The sequence below is a fragment of the Massilia sp. GER05 genome (genome assembly GCF_052056005.1).
GTDB classification, from domain to species: Bacteria; Pseudomonadota; Gammaproteobacteria; order Burkholderiales; family Burkholderiaceae_D; genus Telluria; species Telluria orientalis.
The window spans coordinates 2,201,575-2,223,529 of the sequence record NZ_CP178858.1; the positions used below are offsets into that span (position 1 = coordinate 2,201,575).

Sequence of the window (21,955 nt, forward strand, 5' to 3'; positions counted from 1 at the left end):
CGCGTGAAATTCTGGCAGCGGGGGAGGGCCCAAAGTAGTAAACTGTAGGATTGCTTACGATTTTTGAATATTCCTCCATGCAAGACACACAGCTCCCGACCTTCGCCGACCTCGACATCCCCGCACCCATCCTCAAGGCACTGAAGGAGGTCGGCTACGAGACGCCATCTCCGATCCAGGCGGCCACCATTCCCCTCCTGATGGAGGGACGCGACGTGCTGGGGCAGGCGCAGACGGGCACTGGCAAGACGGCCGCCTTCGCGCTGCCCGTGCTGTCGCGCATCGACGTCAAGAACCCGGCCGTGCAGGCCCTCGTGCTCGCGCCCACGCGCGAGCTCGCGATCCAGGTCGCCGAAGCCTTCCAGAGCTATGCCGCGCACCTGAAGAATTTCCACGTGCTGCCGATCTACGGCGGCCAGAGCTACGGCCCGCAACTGTCGGCATTGCGCCGCGGCGTGCAGGTCGTCGTCGGCACGCCGGGCCGCGTCATCGACCACCTCGACAAGGGCTCGCTCGACATCTCGCAGCTGAAGACCCTCGTGCTGGACGAAGCGGACGAGATGCTGCGCATGGGCTTCATCGACGACGTCGAGCGTATCCTGCAGGAGACCCCGCAAGGACGCCAGACGGCGCTGTTCTCGGCCACGATGCCGCAGCAGATCAAGCGCATCGCCAAGACCTACCTGAACGAGCCGAGCGAGGTGACGGTCGCCGCCAAGACCACGACGGCCACCAACATCACCCAGCGCTACTGGCTCGTCGCGGGCATGCAGAAGCTGGATGCCCTCACGCGCATCCTGGAAGCGGAGCCGTTCGACGGCATGATCGTCTTCGCGCGCACGAAGCTCGGCACCGAGGAACTGGCGAGCAAGCTGCAGGCGCGCGGGTTCGCGGCGGCCGCCATCAACGGCGACATGGCCCAGCAACAGCGCGAGCGCACGATCGAGCAGCTCAAGAGCGGCAAGATCGACATCCTCGTCGCCACCGACGTCGCCGCGCGCGGCCTGGACGTGGAGCGCATCAGCCACGTGATCAACTACGACGTGCCGTCCGACCCGGAAAGCTACACGCACCGCATCGGCCGCACGGGCCGTGCCGGCCGCAGCGGCGACGCGATCCTGTTCATCACGCCGCGCGAGCGCGGCCTGCTGAAGGCGATCGAACGCGCCACGCGCCAGCCGGTGGCGCCGCTTACGCTGCCCACCATCAAGGCCGTCAACGAAGTGCGCATCACGAGGTTCAAGGAGCAGATCGGCGAGACGCTGGCCGCGGGCGGCCTGGAGGTGTTCCGTTCCCTGATCGAGGACTTCGAACGCGAGCAGAACGTGCCCGCGATCGACATCGCGGCCGCGCTGGCCAAGCTGTATCGCGGCGACGAACCGCTGCTGCTGGAAAAGCCCGATCGCGAGCCGAAGCCCGAGTTCCGCGAACGTGAGGAGCGTCCGGCACGTCCTACGCGCGCGACCTTCGCCGACGAGCGTCCGGCGCGCGCGGGCAGGGAAGGATTCAAGAAGGAACGCGTCGAGCGCGCGCCGGAGCCGGGCATGGCCACGTACCGTATCGAGGTAGGCCACTTCCACGGCGTCAAGCCGGGCAACATCGTGGGCGCCATCGCCAACGAAGGCGGCGTGCCGTCGAAGGAAATCGGCCGCATCGAGATCTACGACGACTTCAGCACGCTCGACATGCCGGCCGACCTGCCCAAGGACCTGCTCGACCATCTGAAGAAAGTGTGGGTGGCGGGCCAGCAACTGGGCATCACACGCGACGGCCAGGAACCGCCGGAGCAAAAGCCGGCGAAGCGCAAGTTCGCCGACAAGAAACCCCGCAAGTAAAACACCGGGGTCAGAGCCCGATTTTTGGCAATTGCTCAAAAACGGGCTCTGACCCCGAAGTGTCGATCTGTTGTTTGACTACATTTTCTGTGGCTTCCCTTTAGATTACGGGCTGTTATCGCATTGACACCCAGAAAACCCCATGTTACTTTGCTACATGTAGCAGCCTGGCAGGAGTCCAGGCGCGTAAGGGGACACAGATGGAAATGCAAACACATGCACTCAAGCCGCGGCTGACGTTCTGGCAGCTGTGGAACATGAGCTTCGGCTTCTTCGGCATCCAGTTCGGCTTGGCGTTGCAGAACGTGAACACGAGCCGGATCTTCGCCACGCTCGGCACGTCGATGGACGACCTGGCCCTCGTCTGGCTCGCGGCGCCCGTCACGGGCCTGCTCGTGCAGCCGGTGATCGGTTACCTCAGCGATAACACGTGGCACCCGCGTTGGGGCCGCCGCCGTCCGTTCTTCTTCCTCGGCGCCGTGCTGGCCGCAACGGCCCTGTTCCTGATGCCGAATTCCGTCGCCGTCTGGATGGCCGTCGCCATGCTGTGGCTGATGGATGCCTCGATCAATATTTCGATGGAGCCGTTCCGCGCCTTCGTCGGCGACAAGCTCGACACGTCGCAGCAGACCGCCGGCTTCGCGATGCAAACCTTCCTCATCGGCTGCGGCGCCGTGATCGCATCGCTGCTGCCGATCGTCTTCACGAACTACCTCGGCGTCTCCAACGTGCCCGTCGACGGCGGGGTGCCGGATTCGGTACGCTACTCGTTCTACGTCGGCGGCGCCGCGTTCCTGCTGGCCGTGACGTGGACCGTGCTCACGTCGACCGAACTGCCGCCGCCGGACCTCGACCGCTTCGAAGCCCAGCGCAAGCATTCGCGCAGCTTTAGCGTCGCGCTGCGCGAGATCATGGGCGGCTTCGCGCACATGCCGAAGACGATGGTGCAGCTGGCGTTCGTCCAGTTCTTCTCGTGGATCGCGCTGTTCGCGCTGTGGATCTATACCGGTCCCGGGATCGCCGACAACGTCTACAACACGACGGATCCGCTGTCGCCGGGCTACCAGGACGCGGGCAACTGGGTCGGCGTGATGTTCGCCGTCTACAACGGCATGTCCGCCCTGGCCGCGTTCGTGCTGCCCGTGCTGGCACGCCGCACGAGCCGCAAGGCGTGCCACGCCGTCTGCCTCGCGATCGGCGGCCTGTCGCTGGCCAGCGTGTTCTTCATCCACGACAAGCATCTGCTGCTGATCCCGATGCTGGGCGTGGGCGTGGCGTGGGCAAGCATCCTCACGATGCCGTATGCGATCCTGGTCGCCGCGCTGCCACCGAACCGCATGGGCTATTACATGGGACTGTTCAACTTCTTCATCGTGATTCCGCAGATCGTCAGCGGCCTCGTGCTCGGCTGGTTCACGAAGCATATGTTCGGCAACCACGCGGTACTTACGCTGGTGCTGGGCGGCGTGTCGATGGTCATCGCGGCCGTGCTGGCGCTGTTCGTCACCGACCGGGCGGAACGCGCCGCGCACCGATAGCGGCGCCATCGTCGGGACGAGTGTCGTATCCTTACGGGTTTGACAACAAACCCCCGACAGGAGCTAGACATGACAATTCAGACGATCGCGACGACCCCGTTCGCCGGGCAACGCCCCGGCACGTCCGGGCTGCGCAAGAAGGTGACGGAGTTCCAGCAGCCCGGCTACCTGGAAAACTTCGTCGAGGCCATCTTCCTGACGCTGGGCGCGCTGGGTAATGTGCAGGGCCGCACCCTGGTGCTCGGCGGCGACGGCCGCTATTTCAACCGCGAAGCCATCCAGACCATCTTGCGCATGGCCGCCGCCCACGGCGTGGGCCGCGTGCTCGTGGGCCGCGGCGGTATCCTGTCCACGCCCGCGGTCAGCTGCGTGATCCGCAAGCGCGCCGCGCTCGGCGGCATCGTCCTCTCGGCCAGCCACAATCCCGGCGGTCCCGACGGCGACTTCGGCATCAAGTACAACATCGACAACGGCGGCCCGGCACCCGAGAAGATCACCGACGCGATCTACGAACACACGAAGACGCTGACGTCCTACCGCATCAGCGACGCCGGCCCGGTCGACCTGGACAAGATCGGCAGCATCCGCCTCGAAGACATGGAAGTCGAGGTGATCGATTCCGTGGCCGACTACGCCGAGCTGATGGCCGGCCTGTTCGATTTCGACGCCATCCGCGCCCTGTTCCAGCGCGGCTTCACGATGCGCTTCGACGGCATGCACGCCGTCTCCGGCCCGTACGCGAAGGCCATCATCGAAGGCATGCTGGGCGCGCCCGCGGGCACCGTCGTCAACGCCGAGCCGCTGGAAGATTTCGGCGGCCACCACCCGGACCCGAACCCCGTCAACGCGGCCGACCTGATCGCGCTGATGGACGGCCCGGACGCGCCCGACTTCGGCGCCGCATCGGACGGCGACGGCGACCGCAACATGATCGTCGGCCGCAAGCTCGCGGTGTCGCCGTCGGACAGCCTCGCCATCATCGCCGCCAATGCGACCGCCGCACCGGGCTACCGCGACGGCATCAAGGGCATCGCGCGTTCGATGCCGACGTCGCAGGCCGCGGACCGCGTGGCGGCCGCGCTGGGCGTCTCCTGCTTCGAGACCCCAACCGGCTGGAAGTACTTCGGCAACCTGCTCGACGCGGGTCTCGCCACCTTGTGCGGCGAAGAGAGCTACGGCACGGGCTCGATGCACATCCGCGAAAAGGATGGCGTGTGGGCCGTGCTGTTCTGGCTGAACCTGATCGCCGCGACGGGCAAGTCCGTGGGCGAGATCGTGCAGGAACACTGGGCCCGCTTCGGCCGCAACTATTATTCGCGCCACGACTACGAGGCCGTGGACGCCGCCGCCGCCAACGCGACGATGGACGACTTGCGCGGCAAGCTCGCATCGCTGGCAGGGCAGACGCTGGGAGACTTCCGCGTCCAGCTCGCCGACGATTTCACCTACACCGACCCGGTCGACAACTCCGTGTCCACGCGCCAGGGCGTACGCATCGTCATGACGGACGGCTCGCGCATCGTGCTGCGCCTGTCCGGCACCGGCACGGAAGGCGCCACCGTGCGCCTGTACCTGGAACGCTACGAGGCCGACCCGGCCCGCCACAACCTCGACACCCAGCAGGCGCTGGCGCCGCTCATCGCCATCGCGGAGCAGGTGTCGCGACTGAAGGAGCGGACGGGCCGCGAGCAGCCGAGCGTGATTACGTAACCCCGAACCCGTCGTCCCTGCCTCCGCGGGGACGACGTTTATCACCACTAACAGGACATCCGCATGAAACTACCCGTTCTCGCCGCCTCCCTGATGCTCGCCTTCGGTGCCGCCTCGGCCGCGCCCGACCTGTCGCCGGTCAAGGGCAAGCCGTTCACCTGGGATAACGCGACCGTCTACTTCATCGTGATCGACCGCTTCAACAACGCCGATCCGTCGAACGACCACGCCTACGGCCGCAAGAACATTGCTGCCGTCGCGCGCGGCTTCATGGGCGGCGACCTGGCCGGCATCACGGCCAAGATCAAGGAAGGGTATTTCACGGACCTGGGCGTGGACGCGCTCTGGATCTCGCCGCCGGTCGAGCAGATCCACGCGTCGACCGACGAGGGCACGGGCGTCAGCTACGGCTTCCACGGCTACTGGGCGCGCGACTTCACGGCCGTCGACGCCAACGCCGGCACAGCGAAGGACGTGCGCGACCTCGTCGAGGCGGCACATGCGCGCGGCATCCGCGTGCTGCTCGACGTCGTGATGAACCATACCGGTCCAGTCACGCCTGAAGACACGGTGTGGCCGGCCGACTGGGTACGCACGTCGCCGACCTGTACCTTCAAGGACGTCAAGGGCACGGTCGATTGCACGCTCGTGAAGAACCTGCCGGACTTCCGCACCGACAGCAATGCGAACGTCGACCTGCCGCCGTTCCTCGTCGCGAAGTGGAAGAAGGAAGGGCGCTACGAGCGCGAAACGAAGGAGCTGGACGACTTCTTCAAGCGCACGGGCTACCCGCGCGCGCCGCGCTACTACCTGATGAAATGGCACGCCGACTGGGTGCGCAAGTACGGCTTCGACGGCTTCCGCGGCGACACCGTCAAGCACACGGAACCCGGCGTGTGGAAAGACCTCAAGAAGGTCGCGAGCCAGGCCTACGAGGATTGGAAGCGCACGCCGGCCGGCAAGGAGGGCATCGAGAAGATCGGCAACCAGCCATTCTTCATGGTGGCCGAAGCGTACGGCCACCCGATCGCGGACGGCCGCCCGTTCGCCTACGACGACGGCACGAAGGTCGACTATTACGACAACGGCTTCGACAGCATGATCAACTTCGCGCTGCCGGGCGACGCAACCCAGAGCTACGAGACGCTGTTCTCCAAGTACTCGGGCCTGCTGAACGGTCCCTTGACCGGCGTGACGGTCCTGAACTACCTCGACTCGCACGACGACGGCCACCCGTTCGACGCCATGCGCGCGCACCCGTTCGAGGAAGCGAACAAGCTGCTGCTGGCACCGGGCCAGGCCCAGGTCTATTACGGCGACGAGACGGCGCGCGTGCTGAAGATCGAGGGCGCAACCGGCGATGCGAACCTGCGCTCCTTCATGAACTGGGACCAGTTGAAGAACAACGCCCACGTCGGGCTGCACGGCGTGGCCGAGGTGCGCGACTACTGGGCGCGCCTGGGGCGCTTCCGCCACGCGCATCCGGCCGTGGGCGCGGGCGTGCACCAGATGATCGCGTCCAGTCCGTACACGTTCAAGCGCACGTACGAGAAGAACGGCGTCTCCGACCGCGTCGTCGTCGCCCTCGACCTGCCGCAGGACCGTACGGTGGCCATCCCCGTGGCCGGCGTGTTCGGCGACGGGCAGACGGTGCGCGATGCGTACACGGGCAAGACGGCCGTCGTCTCGGGCGGCAAGGTGCAGTTCGATACGCGCGCACCGGTGGCGCTGATTTCGCAGGATTAATCGGGGCGTCACGCGTGGGCGGGGGCCGCCCACCCTACGTGCAACCCGGCGGTAGCAGTAGGGTGGGCACCCCGTGCCCACGCGTAACGTTCGCGTGATGCCGGCGTCACACGTGGGCGGGGGCCGCCCACCCTACCCCAGCCATGGATGGGCGGCCAGCCACCGTCCCAACTCGTTATCGTTCGCGCACTGCAGCTTGCTGAAGATGTTCGCCCGGTGCGTCTCCACCGACCGCGGCCCGCATGGCGGCACGAGCAGCCGCGCGATTTCCTTGTTCGGCTGGCCGAGCCCCACGAGCCGCGCGACTTCCCGTTCGCGCGGCGTCAGCTCGGCCCACAGCCGCAGCGCGTTCGCCCGTCCGCGTGCTTCCGCGATGGCGGCCGGCAGTTTGTCGAGCAGGTGCTGCGTGTCCGGCTTTTCCACCCAGTCCCACGCGCCCTGGCGCACGGATTCCAGCGCGGTCGGGATGTCGCCGTGGCCGGACAGGAACAGCGTGACGAGCGGGCTGTGCGCCGCGCGCAGGCGGTCGAACACGGCCAGGCCGCTCATGCCGCCCAGGCGCAGGTCGAGGATCAGGCAGCCCGGCTGGCGCATGTCGACGGCGTCCAGGAACGCTTCTCCCGATTCGAACGCCTGCACGGCGAGTCCTTGCGAGAACAGCAGCAACAGCAGGGAGCGGCGCAGGGCTTCGTCGTCGTCGACGACATAGAGCGTGAGTGGGATGTCTTTCATGGCGCGATCGGAAGCGTGAAGGAAAAAGCCGCGCCGCCGGCGGCAGGGTTCTCGACGGACATGGAACCGCCGTGGGCCTCGACGATGGTGCGGCAGATGTTCAGCCCGAGCCCCAGGCCGTCGGGGCGGGTGGTGAAGAACGGCGCGAAGATCTGCTCCAGCTGTTCGGGCGGGATGCCCGGGCCCGCGTCGGTGACGGTGACGCGCACGCCCTGGTCCACGCGCCGGCTCGCGACGTCGATGCGCCCGCGCGGGCGATCCTGCATGGCATGCATCGCGTTGTGGATCAGGTTCACGAGCACCTGTTCGAGCAGGACGCGGTCGCCGCGCACGAGCGTGTCACCGGCGTCCAGCGACAGCTGCAGCGCGATCCCGGCCTGCTGCAATTCCGGCTTGAGCAACTCCACCGCATGCGCGATGACGCCATCGACCGCAAGGTTTTCGTAATGCCCCCGCTTGGGATTGATGAACGCGCGCACCCGCTTGACGATCTCGCTGGCGCGCTTGCTCTGTTCGACGATCTCGTCGAGCGCGCCGGCCAGCATGTCGGGCGGCGCGGACTGCGCGGCGAGGGCGCGCGCCGCGACGGCGAAGTTCGACAGCGCCATCAGCGGCTGATTGAGTTCGTGCGCGAGCGTGGACGCCATCTCGCCCACGCTCGCGAGGCGCGCGCTGCGCTGCAGGCGCACTTCCTGGTCGCGTTGGCGGGCCTCGGCCTGCTTCTGCGCCGTGATGTCGACGACGGAACTCATCCAGCCCCGGTGCACGCCCTGCGCGTCCACGAGCGGCGCCGTGTAGACCATCGTGATCACGTCGTGGCCGTCCTTGTGGCGGATGCGCGATTCGAAGCCGTGCGGGGCGGCGCGGCCCTGCAGCGCGTCGGCGCTTTCGCGCTCGTGTTTTTCCTGGTCGTCCGGATGCCAGTAGGGATACGGCGGCCGGCGGCCCAGCAACTCGTCCGCGCTGTAGCCCACCATCGCGCACAGGGCCGGATTCACGTAGATGATGGTGCCCTCCGGGTCGCGCGCGCGCATGCCCACGAGGAGCGAATCCTCCATCGCCTTGCGGAACGCGTGCGCTTCTTCCAGGTCGCGGGTGCGCTCCTCGACCCGGCGTTCCAGTTCGATGCGGGCCGAGCGCTGCTCGCGGAAGCGCTTTTCGCGCAGGCGCCAGTACAGCACGCCGAGCAGCAGCAGCGCGACGGCCAGCGCGGCCAGCATCAGCGCCAGCTGGCGCGCCTGCACGACTTCCTTCATGTCCGTCGTGACGGTCAGCGTCCAGCCCAGTTCCGGCAGCGGCGTGTCCAGCGCAAGCAGGTCGAGGCGGCGGCCGCCGACGGTCGTGTGCACGACGAAGCCGGGAGCCACCCCACGCGACTCCGTCTGCCACGGCAACACGTAGAACCGTTCGCGGTTGCCGTACTGGCGGTGCTCGGCGATCCAGTGCAGGTCGGCGGCGGACACGGGCCGGATCGCGTGGAACAGCCAGTCCGGCACGGCGGAGAGAAAGACGATGCCGCGGCTGTCGCGCAGCACCACCGGGTCGGCGCCGCGCATCCACGTGGCCTGCAATGGCTCCAGGCTGATCTTCACCACGACGACACCCAGGATGGCACCATGCGCGCGCACGGGTTCCGCGATGAACAGGCCGGACTGGCCCGTCGTGAGGCCGAGGCCATAGAAGATGCCGCGCCGGCCCTGCACGGCATCCTCGAAGTACGGCCGCTGGCGGTAGGACTGGCCGACGAAGCTGGACGGCAGGTTCCAGTTGCTGGCCGCGAGCGTGAGGCCGGCGCGGTCGACGAGGAACAGCGCGGCGGCGCCCGTCGTCGCCTGCAGGTCGGCGAAATAATCGTTCACGCGCGCCTGCAGCGCCCCGTCGCGCGGGGTGCGCAGCAGGTCTTGCACGTCCGGATGGCGGGCCGCCGCGTGCGGCAGGAAGTCGTGCTTCTCGACGAGGCCGCGCAGCCCCAGCACGTGCGCGGCCGCGGCCTGGCGCAAGCCTTCCGTCTTGGTCTGCAGCTCGTGGCGCTCGGCCCAGTTCCCCGACGCCGCGATGACGGCGAGCGCACCGGCGCCGATGAGGAGGTTGAGCAGTTTGGGCATGACGCCAACGATAGCAGTTGCGCGGCCTTTAGAAAACCGCCTCCGTAGTTTTACGGAGGAGGGCGCGCCGGAAGTTGCGGATGTGCGCGCGGCCTCCGGCTGGGATAGTGGGCATACCAAAAGAGGAGACAACCATGAACACCATCACATCCAAGGCCGGCGCCCAGGCAGCCGCCGGCGCCGGCGAACGCATTTCCGGCGCGCGCCTGAAGGCCATCTTCATCGGCTCGGCCGGCAACCTCGTCGAGTGGTTCGATTTCTACTGCTACTCGGCCTTCGCGCTGTACTTCGCAAGCTCGTTCTTCCCCAAACAGGACCCGACGGCGCAGATGATGTCCACGGCGGGCATCTTCGCGCTGGGCTTCTTCGTGCGCCCGATCGGCGGCATCCTGTTCGGCCACATCGGCGACCGCCTCGGCCGCAAGACGGCGCTGATGACGTCCGTGCTGCTGATGTGCTTCGGCTCCCTCCTGATCGCCTGCGCGCCGACGTATGCCGCGGCCGGCATCCTGTCGCCCTGCATCCTGCTGCTGGCGCGCCTGCTGCAGGGCCTGAGCCTCGGCGGCGAATACGGCGCCAGCGCGACGTACCTGTCGGAGATGGCGGACTCGAAGCACCGCGGCTTCTACAGCAGCTTCCAGTACGTGACGCTGATCGGCGGCCAACTGCTGGCGCTGATCCTGCTGCTCGTGCTGCAGAATTTCCTGCTCGACGCCGGGCAGCTGCGTGCCTGGGGCTGGCGCATCCCGTTCTTCACCGGCGCCTGCCTCGCGCTGCTGGCCCTGCGCATGCGTCACAACCTGCCGGAAACCGGATCGTTCGAGGCCGCGCGCAAGGAAGCCAAAAAAAGCGCCAAGCCGATGGGCGGCCTGAAGCAGCTGGCCCAGCACCCGCGCGAAGTGCTGCTGGTGATCGGCCTGACGATGGGCGGCACGCTCGCGTTCTACGTCTACACGACCTATATGCAGAAATTCCTGCGCCTGTCCGTCGGCCTGACCGACTCGCAGACGACCGCCGTCTCGGCCGCGTCGCTGCTGTTCGCGATGTGCCTGCAGCCCCTGTACGGCGCGCTGTCGGACCGCATCGGCCGCAAGCCGCTGCTCATCGGCTTCGCGCTGCTGGGCACCCTGTTCACCGTGCCACTGTTGACCGGCATCCGCCACGCCAGCGGCCCGTGGCAAGCGTTCGGCCTGATCGCCTGCGCCTGGATGATCGTGTCCGGCTACACCTCGATCAACGCGCTGGTCAAAGCCGAGCTGTTCCCGGCCTCGATCCGCGCCACCGGCGTCGGCGTGCCGTATGCATTCGCCGTCTCCGTGTTCGGCGGCACGGCCGAGTACCTGGCGCTGTGGTTCAAATCCGTCAGCCTGGAAAGCGGCTTTTACTGGTACACGACGGCCGTCATCGCCTGCACGCTGGTCGTCTGCTGGTTCATGCGCGATACCGGCGCGCTGTCGAAAATCGACGCGGAAGCGCGCGGCCAATAAGCGCCGGCGTTGTCGATGTGGAAAGAGCGGCCCTGCGGGGCCGCTTATTTCGTTGTAACCACCCGAATCGGGTCGGAATCGCTTTTTGGTGCATTTCAATCAATGGTATCCTACGCGCAATAGAGGAGACCTTCGCGAGAAGAGCAACACCATGACGCTTGAGCCCGACACCGAACAGAAGCACACCCGCGCCGCGTATTCCGACGGTCCGCGCCTGCTGGCCGACATCGGCGCGACCCATGCGCGCTTTGCCCTGGAGATCGCGCCGGGCGTGCTGCGCAACGTGGCCGTGCTGCTGTGCGACGACTATCCGGGCATCGTCCCGCTGCTGAACGCCTACCTGGCCCAGACCCAGGCCCTGAGCGGCCATGTCCGCATCACCCACGCGGCGTTCGCGCTCGCGAACCCGATCAGCGGCGACTTCATCCGCATGACCAACCGCGACTGGCAGTTCTCGACGGAAGAGGTGCGCCGCACGCTCGGCCTGACGACGCTGCTGATCGTGAACGACTTCACGGCGCTGGCGATGGCGCTGCCGGGCTTCAAGCCGGAAGACCTGCTGCAGATCGGCGGCGGCAAGCCGATCGCGAATGCGGTGGCCGGCGTGCTCGGTCCGGGCACCGGCCTCGGCGTGTCCGGCGTGATCCCGACAGTGGACGGCTTCGTCACCCTCGGCAGCGAGGGCGGCCACGTCAACTTCGCGCCGGCCGACGAGCGCGAATTCGCGATCCTGCAATACGCCTGGCGCGAATGGCAGCACGTGTCGAACGAGCGCCTGATCTCCGGCCCCGGCATGGAAATCATTTATCGCGCGCTCGCGCTGCGCAACGGCGTGGAAGCGCCACAGCGTGATGCGGCCGCGATCATGGCGGCCGCATTGGACCAGAAGGATCCGCTGTGCCTGGAAGTGCTGGAATGCTTCGCCGGCATGCTGGGCGGCGCGGCCGCGAACCTGGCCGTCACGCTGGGCGCGTTCGGCGGCATCTTCATCGGCGGCGGCATCGTGCCGCGCATGGCCGAGTGGTTCAAGACGTCGCCGTTCCGCACGCGCTTCGAAGCGAAGGGGCGCTTCTCCAGCTACCTCGCGCAGATCCCGACGTACGTGATCATGATGCCGACGCCGGCGCTGTACGGCGTGTCGAGCATCCTGTCGGAACACCTGCGCAACCGCAGCGGCGCGAACACGCTGATGGAACGCGTGCAGCACCTGCAGGCGGAACTGTCGCCGGCCGAGCAGCGCGTGGCGCAGCTCGTGATCGAGCATCCGCGCAAGGTCCTGTCCGAGCCGATCGCCGAGATCGCGAAGCTGGCCGACGTCAGCCAGCCGACCGTGATCCGCTTCTGCCGTTCACTGGGCTTCGCGGGCCTCGCCGACTTCAAGCTGAAGTTCGCGGGCAGCCTGACGGGCACGATCCCCGTGCGCCACAGCCAGGTGCGCATGACCGACAGCACGCACGACCTGTCGGCGAAAGTCATCGACAACACGGTGTCCGCGATCCTTAAATTCCGCGACCAGCTGGACGTCAACTCGATCGACCGCGCCATCGACATCCTGCGCAAGGCGAAGCGCGTCGAGTTCTACGCGATGGGCAATTCGCGCGTCGTGGCGCTGGACGGCCAGCACAAATTCTTCCGCTTCCGCATCCCGACGTCGTCGTACGGCGACGCGCATTTGTTCGCGCTGGCGGCCGAACTGCTCGGACCGGGCGACGTCGTCGTCGCCATCTCGACGACGGGCCAGCTGCCGGAACTGCTGGACGCCGTCGACGTCGCGCGGGCCGCCGGTGCCGACGTCATCGCCATCACGAGCAGCAAGTCCCAGCTGGCGCGCAAGGCGAGCGTGTGCCTCGCCGTCGACCACAGCGAGGACAGCACGACGTTCCTGTCGATGATCTCGCGCATCCTGCAACTGCTCCTCATCGACATCATGGCCGTCGGCATTTCGCTCGGCCCGGCCGGTGAAGCGGCGGAGGGCGACAGCGAACGCCGCCGCCTGCTCATTTCCCACCTCGACATCTGACTTGGACCGTCCTGGCGCGCGCAGATCGAAGGAACCGGCCGCCACGATCGCCTTGACGGCATTGGCGATGGCCGCGTTCGCGGCCAACTCGCTGCTGTGCCGCATCGCGCTGCGTGACACGCATATCGATCCCGCGACCTTCGGCGCCATCCGCGTGACGTCCGGCGCGCTCGTGCTGGCGCTCGCGATGCGCGTGCGTGCGCGTCCGGCGGCAAAGCCGGACTGGCGCGCCGCCACCATGCTGTTCGCCTACGTGGCCGCGTTCTCGTTCGCCTATCTCACCTTGCCGGCAGGGACCGGCGCGCTGATCCTGTTCGGCGCCGTCCAGCTGACCATGTTCGCCGTGGGCCTCGCGGGCGGCGAGCGGTTCGCGCCGCGCGGCTGGGCGGGCCTCGCGCTCGCGCTGGCCGGCTTCATCGTCCTCGTATTGCCCGGCGTGGCCGCGCCGCCCTTGATGGGCGCCGCGCTGATGGCCGTCGCGGGCATCGCGTGGGGCGCGTACTCGCTGCGCGGGCGCGGCGTGTCCGATCCGCTCGCGGCCACGGCATCGAACTTCCTGCGCGCCACGCCGCTGGCGTTGGCGCTCGGCCTGATGTGCGCGGCACGCGCGCAGGCGGATGCGGCCGGCGTGCTGCTCGCGATCGCATCCGGCGCGCTCACGTCGGGGCTCGGCTACGTGATCTGGTATGCGGCGCTGCGCGGGCTGTCGGCACTGCAGGCCGCGAGCGTGCAACTGTCCGTGCCCGTGATCGCGGCCGTCGGCGGCACGTTGTGGCTCGACGAAGCGTTCACGACGCGGCTGCTGGTGGCCGTCGTGGCGATCCTGGGCGGGATTGCGCTCGTGCTGACGGACAGGGCGCGCAAACGTTAGTCCTGCAGCCCAAAAACGTCATTCCCGCGGAGGCGGGAATCCAAGTTTGCCGGCGTGGTCACGCAAGCGGAATTGGGTTCCTGCCTTCGCAGGGACGACGACTAGCGCCGCCGGAACAGCAGGCTCGCGTTGACGCCGCCGAACCCGAACCCGTTCGAGATCGCATACTCCGTCGCGATCTTGCGCGCCGCGCCCGCAACGATGTCGACGCCTTCCGCCGCCGCATCCGGCTGCACGAAGTTGAGGGTCGGCGGCGCCACCTGGTCGCGCAGCGCGAGCACGGTGAAGATGGCTTCGACGCCGCCGGCCGCGCCGAGCAGATGGCCGGTCGCGGACTTGGTGGCCGAGACGGCGGGACCGCGGCCCGCGCCGAAGATGGTCTTGATGGCGGCGAGTTCGCTGGCGTCGCCCACCGGCGTGGACGTCGCGTGCGCGTTCAGGTGCCCGATCCGTTCCGGCGCCACGCCCGCCTGCCGGATCGCCAGCGCCATCGCGCGCCGGCCGCCGTCGCCGTCTTCCGGCGGGGACGTCATGTGGTAAGCATCCGCGCTCGTGCCGTAGCCGACCAGTTCCGCGATGGGCACGGCGCCGCGGCGCAGCGCGTGCTCCAGGTCTTCGATGACGAGGATGCCGGCGCCTTCGCCCATCACGAAGCCGTCGCGCGCCGCGTCGAACGGACGGGATGCCTGCGTGGGATCGTCGTTGAAGCTCGTGGACATCGTCCGGGCGGCGGCGAAGGCGCCGAAGCTGACCCGGTCGATGCAGGCCTCCGCGCCGCCGCACACGGCGACGTCGGCCTCGCCGGCGCGGATCAGGCGCGCGGCATCGCCGATGGCCTGGGCGCTCGCGGCGCATGCCGTCACGGGCGCGCCCAGCGGGCCGCGCAAGCCGTGGCGGATCGAGATGTGCCCGGCCGCCATATTGGCGAGGAAGCTCGGCACGGTGAACGGCGACAGGCGGCGCGGGCCGCGGCCGTCCGTGGTCCGCACGGCTTCCACGACGGCGCCGAAGCCGCCGATGCCGGACGCCACGATGGTGGCCGTGCGTTCGCGCTCGTCGTCGGTCTGCGGCTGCCAGCCCGCCTGCTGCAAAGCTTCCTGCGCGGCGGCGAGGGCGAACATGCTGAACCGGTCCATTTTTTTCTGGTCCTTCGGTTCCACGACGCGGTCGGGATCGAAACCCCACGGGCGGTCTTCCGCCAACGCGGGCACGACGCCGGCGACCTTGGCCGCGATCCCTTCCGTGATGTCCTCGGACAGGCCGGCCAGGCCGGACTCGCCGCTCAACAGGCGCGCCCACGCGGCCTCGACGCCACATCCCAACGGCGATATCAGGCCCATGCCGGTCACGACGATACGTTTCGCAGTCATTTCATGCTCCCCAACGGTTTGCAAAATGCGCCATATGGCGCAGAATTCAAGCGCCAGTATAGGGAGGTGGCGTCGTAAAAGTTGGTGGATCGCGCCAATCAATATGCAAAACGCGCCATAATCACGGGATGATCACCCTCTCTGCCCACTTCCTGCACGGGATGCTGCACGCGATACGCACCCGGCATGGCGCCGCCGTCGCGGCCCAGGCGCTCGCCGGCGCCGCCATTCCGCCATCGTTGCTCGACCAGCCCGACGCGCGGCTCACGCGCCAGCAATACGTCGCGCTGTACCGGACGATCGCGGCGACGCTCGACGACGAGATGCTGGGCCTGTGGTCGCGGCCGATCCGGGGCGGGACGCTGAAATACCTGATGCTCAGCCTCCTGGATGCGCCGACGGTGCTGGTCGCGCTGAACCGCCTCGTGCGCTTCTGGAACCTGCTGCTGGACGACTACCGGCTGCAGATCTCGACGAAGAACGACCTGGTGCGGCTGGCGCTGGTGGAGCGGGCGCCGGGGACGCCCGTCACGCCGCTGGCCCACGAGCTGATGATGAAGCTGATCCACGGGATCGCATCGTGGCTGCTCGGCCGGGAGCTCGGCCTGCACCGCGTCGAATTCCGCTTCCCCCGCCCGCGGCACGCGGAAGACCATGCGCTCCTGTTTCCCGGCGAGGTGCGCTTCGATGCGGACGTGACGGGCATCGAGTTCGCCTACCAGGATTGCGCGGAACAGTTCAGGCGCGAGAAGCACGAGTTGTGGGCATTCCTGAAACGCGCGCCGGAAGACTGGACGTTCAGCGCGGGCCAGCGCGGCACCCTGATGGCCAGGACGCGCGCGTATCTCGAGCAGCACATCGCGCAGCCGGTGACGATCCAGGATCTGGCGCAGGCGCTGCACGTCTCCGTGCGCACGCTCAACCGGCGCTTCGCGGAAGAGGGCACGCGCTTCCAGCTGGTGAAGGACGGCCTGCGGCGCGACATCGCCGTCCACCGGCTCGCCAATTCGAACACGGGCGTGGCGGCGCTGGCGTTCGACCTGGGCTTCGCCGACGCCACCGGTTTTTGCCGCGCCTTCAAGCAGTGGACGGGCAGCAGTCCGACCGATTACCGCAAGGGGAGCCGTCAGGGCGAGTGAGGCGTCCAGCCGCCCAGCACCCAGGCCGGATCGCGGTAGTGCGCGATCGTGTCCGCGTCGCGGTCCTTGTCGAGCCGGCGCGATGCCGGATGCCGCTTGCCGACGTCCACCGGCTTGCCGTCCGCAGCGCGGCTGTTGAATTCCAGGAACCGCACGTGCGACGCATCGCCGTCGACGGGGCCCCAGCCTTCCGGCGCGATGCCGATCAGGGTCGCATCCAGCAGCACCGCTTCCGCATACGGATAATTGCGGCCCTTGTTGTCGGGCAGGCGCGCCAGCACAGTCTCGCCGCCGGTCGCACGGAACGTGCAGTGGTCGAACACGTTGCCGTGATTCGCCTGCGTATTCCGGATCCACATGAACGCGCCGCGCGAGGCGATCTCGCAGTGGCGGAAGTACGCGGGACCGCGGCCGAGAATCGTGTCGCCGGTGCCCGTCAGGCGGATGTTCTCGAAGTACGCGCTGCCGTTCGTCTGCAGCGCGTCGCCCGCGCCTTCGATCGTCACGTTCTTCACGATCGTGCGCTCGCCGTTGAGCAGCAGGCCTTCCGCCTGGCCGTTCGCCGTCGTCGCGATGGTCAGGTTCTCCAGCACCATGCCGCGCACATGGTCGAGCGCGAACGCCGCGCGCCGCGACGGGAACGTGCCCGGCAACTCGTTCGTGCCGACGTTCGGCGGATGCGGGTTGAACACCTCGTTGTTCGCGTAATGGATGCGCACGCCGTCGCGGCTCTCGCCTTGTACGGTGACGTCGTGCTTGTTGCGGGCGTAGACGATCTCCTCGTAGTCGCCGTTCTTCACGAAGATCGTGACGCGGCCGGCGTGCCGGTCCGGTACCCAGTCGAGCGCGCCCTGCACGGTGTCGAAATCGCCGCTGCCGTCCGCCGCCACGGTCACGCGGCGCGCATCCGCCGCCGGCGCACGAGCCTTCGTCGTGAAGCGCCAGTCGTCGACGCCCTTGAAGCTGCCGCCGGCCACCGTCAGCACGCCCGGGTCGATCCGTACGTAATACGTCTTCCCGTAGCGGAGCAGGTTATGGTGCGGGGTGATCGTGGCCGCGTTGCCGCGCACGATCACGGGATAAAAATGAAAACCGTCCGTGAAGCCGCCGATGATCGTCAGCTGGTAGTTGCCCGCGGCAGGCTGGACGCCCGGTGCGGACGGCGTGCCCGGCGTCGTGTCGGCATTGGTCCGGCGCGGCCCGCCGTAGTCGTAAGTCGTGGCGAGGTAGGGCGGATACGGGCCGGGCGCGCGTTCGGTGGGGCCGGGCGGGATGCCCAGGTCCAGTTCGTCGACGAGCTTGTCGTCGGCCGCGTCGTAGATGCGGATCCTGCCGGCGTGGCCGATCGTCGGCGGGCTGGCGAAGCGGAGTACCAGATGCGTGTCCGGATTGACGTCGGTGGCGCCGTTCGGTGGAAACTGGGTCGCGGCACCGGCCGGGGTGCAGAGGGCGAGGACGGCGAGGAACGCGAGCTTCATGGGTCTCCGTGGTGGGCAGCCTGTCGTCGGCCCATTGTAGAGCGGCTGGACCAATGTTGCAATCGGTCCAGCCGCGCTGTCGTCGTCAGGCGAAATCCGCGTCCAGCACGATCCGGTAGCTCGCCTTGCCGGCACGCAGATGGTCCATCGCCTCGTTCACGCGGCGCATCGGGAAGTGCTCGACCTTCGGCGCGACGTGGTGGTGGGTTGCGAAGCGCAGCATCGTGTCGATCTGGGCGCGGCTGCCCGTCGGCGACGCGGAGATGGCGCGCTGGCCCATGATCAGGCTCATGACCTGCACGGGCACGGGCTGCAGCACGGCGCCGAGGAAGTGCAGGCGGCCGCCGGGCGCGAGCAGGGCAATGACGGCGTCCCAGTCGAGCGGCGCGTTGGCCGTGATGAATACGAAGTCGAAGCTGCCGGCCAGGCGCTGCATGTCGGCGTCGGACCGGCTCGAGGCCGTGTGGTGGGCGCCGAAGCTCAGCGCTTCCTGCACCTTGCTGGGCGACGACGTGAACGCCGTCACGTCGCAGCCCCAGGCGTGGGTGAACATCAGCGCCATGTGACCGAGGCCGCCGATGCCGAACACCGCCACGCGCGCCGTCGGCGGCACGTGCAGCTGCAGCAGCGGCGCGAACACGGTGATGCCGCCGCACAGCAGCGGTCCGGCGTTCTGCGCCGCCAGCGCGCCGGGAATCGGGATGGTCCAGATCCAGTGGGCGCGCACGCGGTCGGCAAAGGCGCCGTGGTGGCCGACGATGGTCGCCTGCACGCTGGCGCACAAGTGAAAATCGCCGCGGAGGCAGGCCGCGCAATGCTGGCAGCTGCGCACGTTCCAGCCCACGCCCACGCGCTGGCCGATGGTGAGGCCCTTGGCCGCGGCGATGGCGCCGAGCGCGGCCACGCGGCCGATGGCTTCGTGGCCGGGCACGAACGGGTACGCGGTGATGCCCCACTCGTTGTCCAGCATGGAGAGGTCGGAATGGCAGACGCCGCAATGCTCGACCTCGACTTCCACGTCTTCCGGTCCCAGCGGGCCCGGGTCATATGCGAACGGTGCCAAAGGGCCGCCGGCGGACTGGGCGGCCCATGCGCGAATATTGCTCATGCCAGTGCTCCCGTGTTGAGGACGAAAAAATACTAGCACCGGCAGCGCGACGGGCGCGCGCTCTTCACTCCTCGACGAACACGACAGCCGTGCGCGGCGGCACCGAGAACGCGCCCGTCGCGGCATCGAACGTCGCCTGCGTGGCCCGTTTGTCGGCCACGTGTTCGGACAGGAACACGGGGTGCAAGCGCATGCGCTTGCCGATGGCCTCCGGGTCCGCCACCGTGTGCCCGACCTTGTCCACGTTGATGACGTAGGTGATGCCGGCGAACCCGGCGCCGGCCAGGCCGCGGCCGTCCAGGTGCGCGGCGACCACCGTCGGGATCTGGCTGCTTCCCGTGTTGAAGAAGCGCAGGCGCTGGCGGATAGCGGCCGCCGTCGGCAGCCGGAACAGCGTGGAGCTGGCGCGGATGGCGAGCAGGTCGCGGAACGCGTCGCGCGTGAAGGCGATGTCGGCGGGCGCCGGCTTGATGGCGGCGTCGGCCAGCAGGGGCTGCAGCAGTGGCCAGTCGCGGCCGTTGTCGTCCGCGGGCGGCAGGCCCGTGCCGAAGTGATTGTCGCGGTAGGTCCAGTCGATGCGGTTGAACCAGTCGCCCGAATTGAAGCTGTTGCGGTCCAGCGATTTCGAGCGCAGCACGTCGATGCCCGCGTGGTAGTACGCGACGCCCTGCGCGAAGGCGTCGACCGCCATGCCCAGCACCTGCACGCGCGCCCGTTCCCGGCTCGTCGTCGAGACAGGGAGCTTGAACACGTCGATGTCGAACAGCGTCTGGTTGTCGTGGTTCTCGACGTAGTTCACGACCTCGCCCGGCTCGCTCGCATAGCCGGCCGGCTGGCCGTTGTAGTCGATGGCTTCCAGCCGCACGGTCTTGTCGTCGAACGTGTGCAGCGGATACGAACGGAGCGAGCCCGCGAGCCCCGCGCGCACCAGGTCCGCGGCTTTCGACAGGTCGGCGGCGGGGCGCGCGCCCGCATGTGCGTTCGGATCGTAGACGAGGCCGTTGATCCAGCCTTGGCGGCCGAACATCGCCTCGCCCGAATCGCCCGCGGAACCGCCGCGCACGGCGTCACGCAGGCGGTCGTTGAACGTGCCGATGCCGCTGCCGTTCAGCGACAGCTGCGACGCCTGCACGAAGCGGGCGCCGTCCGCCACTTCGCCGAAGTTCCAGCCTTCGCCGATCAGCTGGACGTCGCGGCCCGCGGCTGCGTTGACTTTTTTCTGCAGGTCTTCCATGACGGCGCGCGGCTGGTGGCCCATCAGGTCGAAGCGGAACGAATCGATCCTGTATTCCTTCGCCCACAGCGCGACGGAATCGATCATCAGCTTGCCCATCATGCGGTGTTCCGTCGCCGTGTTGTCGCAGCACGTCGAGCGTTCGATCGCGCCGCGCGCGTTCAGGCGGTGGTAATAGCCGGGCACGATGCGGTCGAGGACGGATTTCTCGTTCTGCCCCGCGATGAACGTGTGGTTGTAGACGACGTCCATGCCGACGCGCAGGCCCGTCCTGTGCAGGCTTTGCACCATCTGGCGGAACTCGACGATGCGACGGGCGCCGTCGGCCGGATCGGTCGCGTAGCTGCCTTCCGGCGCGTTGTAGTGGAACGGGTCGTAGCCCCAGTTGAAGCAGTCCGTCTCCGCCGTGCGTTTTATCAGTGCCTGCTGCGTGTCGCCGTCCGGCGTGCCCGCCGGTTGTGGCACGGCGCATGCCGTCTCGGGCACGCTGCCGATGTCGTACACGGGCAGCAGGTGGATGTCCGTCAGGCCGCTGCGCGCCAGTGCCGCGAGATGCTTCATGCCGTCCGAACCGGTATCGGTGAACGCGAGGTATTTGCCGCGATGCGCGACCGGCACGCTCGCGTCGTCGCGCGAAAAGTCGCGCACGTGCAGTTCGTACACGACCATGTCGGTCTGGTGTTTCACCGTCTGCGGCGCAGGTGTCGTGTCCCAGCCGGCCGGCTTCAGGCGCGGCGCGTCCAGGCGTGCGATGTAGCTGCGCTTCGAATCCGTCGTCAGGCTGATCGAATACGGATCGGTGACGAGGTTGCGCACGATGCCCGCATCGACCGGCACGTCGACCGCGTACTTGTAATACTTGCCGGTCAAATCGCCCGGCAGCGCGGCGCGCCATGCGCCCGTGCGGCGGTCGAATTCCATCTGGTAGACCGCGCGCACGCCGCCCGTGCCGCCGTCGTACACGCACACGGCAGCCTGCTGCGCGGTCGGTGCCCACACCGCGAAGCGCGTGCGCCCGCTGCCCACGTCCACGCCCAGTCGCGGCAGGTCGGCGGCAGCGGCGTACAAATCGTCCAGCGCGCCGGCCGCCTGGATGCGCGTGGCGTCCAGCACGCGGCCCGTCGCATCCTCGCGCACGAGCACGAGCTGGCCGCGGTGCAGGTCGGGCAGCCTGGTCGCATCGGCATCGCCCACCCGCAGCACCGGGCCCGGGGCCAGGTAGGTAAAACCGGGCGGCACGGGGCCGGAGAACAGGTCGAGACGGATCGCGCCGTCCGCACCGGTCACCAGTTCGCCCTTCGGCGCCGCGATCGTGCCGCGCGTCGCGTGATACAGCTTGACGTTGCCGGCGGGCGCGCTGCGCGGCCACTGGATCGTCCGGCCGTCGAGCCAGACGGCGCGCGCGTCGTATTGCGCGGCGGCCGGATGCAGGACGGTCTCGAAGGCTTTGCTGTCGCAGGCGTCCGGGCCGATGGCGGCGTGGGCGCCGGTGGCGGCCAGGCAGGAGAGCAGGGCGCCGGCGGCGCGGAGAGTCGTTCGGGTCATGATGGCAGGTGTTTTGTTGACGCGACAGGCTAACACT

The 21,955-nt window shown here is 68.2% G+C and carries 14 protein-coding genes; 8 read left to right on the forward strand and 6 right to left on the reverse strand.

The features are described 5' to 3' along the window. The first annotated feature begins 77 nt into the window (after window positions 1-77). The 4 genes from ACL58G_RS09865 to ACL58G_RS09880 all read left to right on the forward strand — a co-directional run bounded on the left by ACL58G_RS09865 (window position 78) and on the right by ACL58G_RS09880 (window position 6,829). Complete coding sequence (locus tag ACL58G_RS09865) at window positions 78-1,835, forward strand: DEAD/DEAH box helicase (RefSeq protein WP_440966585.1); 1,758 nt, start codon at window positions 78-80, stop codon at window positions 1,833-1,835. Between the two features lie 200 nt (window positions 1,836-2,035). After that, a complete protein-coding gene (locus ACL58G_RS09870) occupies window positions 2,036-3,373 on the forward strand; it encodes an MFS transporter (RefSeq protein ID WP_440966587.1) in 1,338 nt (445 codons plus the stop codon). Between the two features lie 69 nt (window positions 3,374-3,442). Next, entirely contained in the window at window positions 3,443-5,083 is a 1,641-nt protein-coding gene (locus ACL58G_RS09875) for an alpha-D-glucose phosphate-specific phosphoglucomutase (RefSeq protein WP_440966588.1), read from the forward strand. 63 nt (window positions 5,084-5,146) lie between these two features. After that, window positions 5,147-6,829, forward strand: coding sequence for an alpha-amylase family glycosyl hydrolase (locus tag ACL58G_RS09880; protein ID WP_440966590.1), 1,683 nt, complete (start codon window positions 5,147-5,149; stop codon window positions 6,827-6,829). A gap of 132 nt (window positions 6,830-6,961) precedes the next feature. Here the strand turns inward: ACL58G_RS09880 and ACL58G_RS09885 are convergent, their stop codons facing one another. Together ACL58G_RS09885 and ACL58G_RS09890 are read right to left on the reverse strand one after the other, a co-directional pair. Beyond that, on the reverse strand, window positions 6,962-7,561 hold the full coding sequence (locus tag ACL58G_RS09885; protein ID WP_440966591.1) for a response regulator transcription factor: 600 nt from the start codon (window positions 7,559-7,561) through the stop codon (window positions 6,962-6,964). Further along, window positions 7,558-9,666, reverse strand: a complete 2,109-nt coding sequence (locus ACL58G_RS09890) for a sensor histidine kinase (RefSeq protein WP_440966592.1) — start codon at window positions 9,664-9,666, stop codon at window positions 7,558-7,560. The genes ACL58G_RS09885 and ACL58G_RS09890 overlap by 4 nt, the downstream gene beginning before the upstream one ends. A 134-nt stretch (window positions 9,667-9,800) precedes the next feature. On the opposite strand from ACL58G_RS09890, the gene ACL58G_RS09895 reads away from it, so the two are divergent. The 3 genes from ACL58G_RS09895 (at window position 9,801) to ACL58G_RS09905 (ending at window position 14,044) form a co-directional block, all read left to right on the forward strand. Then, window positions 9,801-11,153: an MFS transporter gene (locus tag ACL58G_RS09895; RefSeq protein WP_413382863.1), complete on the forward strand. Its 1,353-nt coding sequence runs from the start codon at window positions 9,801-9,803 to the stop codon at window positions 11,151-11,153. A gap of 151 nt (window positions 11,154-11,304) precedes the next feature. Then, a complete protein-coding gene (locus ACL58G_RS09900; protein ID WP_440966594.1) occupies window positions 11,305-13,173 on the forward strand; it encodes a glucokinase in 1,869 nt (622 codons plus the stop codon). Between the two features lie 67 nt (window positions 13,174-13,240). After that, entirely contained in the window at window positions 13,241-14,044 is an 804-nt protein-coding gene (locus ACL58G_RS09905) for a DMT family transporter (protein ID WP_440967998.1), read from the forward strand. Between the two features lie 101 nt (window positions 14,045-14,145). Here the strand turns inward: ACL58G_RS09905 and fabF are convergent, their stop codons facing one another. After that, a complete protein-coding gene (gene fabF / locus ACL58G_RS09910; RefSeq protein WP_440966596.1) occupies window positions 14,146-15,414 on the reverse strand; it encodes a beta-ketoacyl-ACP synthase II in 1,269 nt (422 codons plus the stop codon). A gap of 128 nt (window positions 15,415-15,542) precedes the next feature. Here fabF and ACL58G_RS09915 point away from each other — a divergent pair, with 128 nt between their 5' ends. Beyond that, window positions 15,543-16,553 carry an AraC family transcriptional regulator ligand-binding domain-containing protein gene (locus ACL58G_RS09915; RefSeq protein WP_440966598.1) on the forward strand — a complete coding sequence of 337 codons (1,011 nt, stop codon included), beginning with the start codon at window positions 15,543-15,545 and terminating at the stop codon, window positions 16,551-16,553. Here ACL58G_RS09915 and ACL58G_RS09920 read toward each other — a convergent pair. The 3 genes from ACL58G_RS09920 to ACL58G_RS09930 all read right to left on the reverse strand — a co-directional run bounded on the left by ACL58G_RS09920 (window position 16,541) and on the right by ACL58G_RS09930 (window position 21,918). Continuing rightward, window positions 16,541-18,031 carry a pectinesterase family protein gene (locus ACL58G_RS09920; protein ID WP_440966600.1) on the reverse strand — a complete coding sequence of 497 codons (1,491 nt, stop codon included), beginning with the start codon at window positions 18,029-18,031 and terminating at the stop codon, window positions 16,541-16,543. The two genes, ACL58G_RS09915 and ACL58G_RS09920, sit on opposite strands and share 13 nt — an antisense overlap. Window positions 18,032-18,116: 85 nt before the next feature. Then, entirely contained in the window at window positions 18,117-19,139 is a 1,023-nt protein-coding gene (gene ahr, locus ACL58G_RS09925; protein ID WP_413382873.1) for an NADPH-dependent aldehyde reductase Ahr, read from the reverse strand. Between the two features lie 64 nt (window positions 19,140-19,203). Further along, on the reverse strand, window positions 19,204-21,918 hold the full coding sequence (locus ACL58G_RS09930) for an alpha-1,6-glucosidase domain-containing protein (RefSeq protein WP_440966602.1): 2,715 nt from the start codon (window positions 21,916-21,918) through the stop codon (window positions 19,204-19,206). Window positions 21,919-21,955: the final 37 nt, after the last annotated feature.

Excerpts from the sequence above, each read along its gene's own strand:
- ACL58G_RS09865 (WP_440966585.1), top strand. The coding sequence starts at position 78 with ATGCAAGACACACAGCTCCCGACCTTCGCCGACCTCGACATCCCCGCA.
- ACL58G_RS09870 (WP_440966587.1), top strand. The coding sequence starts at position 2,036 with ATGGAAATGCAAACACATGCACTCAAGCCGCGGCTGACGTTCTGGCAG.
- ACL58G_RS09875 (WP_440966588.1), top strand. The coding sequence starts at position 3,443 with ATGACAATTCAGACGATCGCGACGACCCCGTTCGCCGGGCAACGCCCC.
- ACL58G_RS09880 (WP_440966590.1), top strand. The coding sequence starts at position 5,147 with ATGAAACTACCCGTTCTCGCCGCCTCCCTGATGCTCGCCTTCGGTGCC.
- ACL58G_RS09885 (WP_440966591.1), bottom strand. The coding sequence starts at position 7,561 with ATGAAAGACATCCCACTCACGCTCTATGTCGTCGACGACGACGAAGCC.
- ACL58G_RS09890 (WP_440966592.1), bottom strand. The coding sequence starts at position 9,666 with ATGCCCAAACTGCTCAACCTCCTCATCGGCGCCGGTGCGCTCGCCGTC.
- ACL58G_RS09895 (WP_413382863.1), top strand. The coding sequence starts at position 9,801 with ATGAACACCATCACATCCAAGGCCGGCGCCCAGGCAGCCGCCGGCGCC.
- ACL58G_RS09900 (WP_440966594.1), top strand. The coding sequence starts at position 11,305 with ATGACGCTTGAGCCCGACACCGAACAGAAGCACACCCGCGCCGCGTAT.
- ACL58G_RS09905 (WP_440967998.1), top strand. The coding sequence starts at position 13,241 with ATGGCCGCGTTCGCGGCCAACTCGCTGCTGTGCCGCATCGCGCTGCGT.
- fabF (WP_440966596.1), bottom strand. The coding sequence starts at position 15,414 with ATGACTGCGAAACGTATCGTCGTGACCGGCATGGGCCTGATATCGCCG.
- ACL58G_RS09915 (WP_440966598.1), top strand. The coding sequence starts at position 15,543 with ATGATCACCCTCTCTGCCCACTTCCTGCACGGGATGCTGCACGCGATA.
- ACL58G_RS09920 (WP_440966600.1), bottom strand. The coding sequence starts at position 18,031 with ATGAAGCTCGCGTTCCTCGCCGTCCTCGCCCTCTGCACCCCGGCCGGT.
- ahr (WP_413382873.1), bottom strand. The coding sequence starts at position 19,139 with ATGAGCAATATTCGCGCATGGGCCGCCCAGTCCGCCGGCGGCCCTTTG.
- ACL58G_RS09930 (WP_440966602.1), bottom strand. The coding sequence starts at position 21,918 with ATGACCCGAACGACTCTCCGCGCCGCCGGCGCCCTGCTCTCCTGCCTG.